General features: G+C 77.0%; 1 pseudogene. It reads left to right on the top strand.

Going from position 1 to position 470, the window contains the following annotated elements:
- Positions 1–270 (top strand): annotated as a pseudogene (locus G3I78_RS52600) (glyoxalase); the annotation flags it as partial.
- Between the last annotated feature and the right edge of the window lie 200 nt (positions 271–470).

Raw genomic sequence — 470 nt, 5'->3', positions numbered from 1 at the left:
TGGCCGCACGGCGGCGGGGTCATGCTCGGCAGCCACTCCCCCGACCGCGAGTGGTCGCGCGAGCCCGGGACCTGCGGCACGTACGTCGTCGTCCCCGACGGCGAGATCGAGGCGCTCGACGCGCGGCTCCGCGAGCGCGCGCCGGGGGCCGGAGGTCGCGTCGTCGTCCCGCTCCGAGACACGGACTACGGGAGCCGAGAGCTCGTCCTCCAGGACCCCGAGGGCAACCTGTGGTCGTTCGGCACCTACCGCGGCGAGCCGCGGCGCTGACGCCGTCGGGCGACGGCACCACCGGGTGACGGGTCCGCCGCGGCCCGTCGCCCGCCCCTCACTTCGCCTCGGCGTAGTGGTCGACGACCGCGACGGTGAGCGGGAAGTCGACCGGGAAATCCCCGAAGAGGAGGCGCCCCGCCTCCGCCGCGGCCGCGCGCACCTCGTGGGCCACCGTCTCGGCGAGCTCGGCCGGCGCG

The organism is Streptomyces sp. SID13726, from assembly GCF_010548375.1.
Taxonomy (GTDB): domain Bacteria; phylum Actinomycetota; class Actinomycetes; order Streptomycetales; family Streptomycetaceae; genus Streptomyces.
The sequence above is the reverse complement of the archived record's forward strand: the minus strand, read 5'-3'. Positions and strand labels throughout refer to the sequence as shown.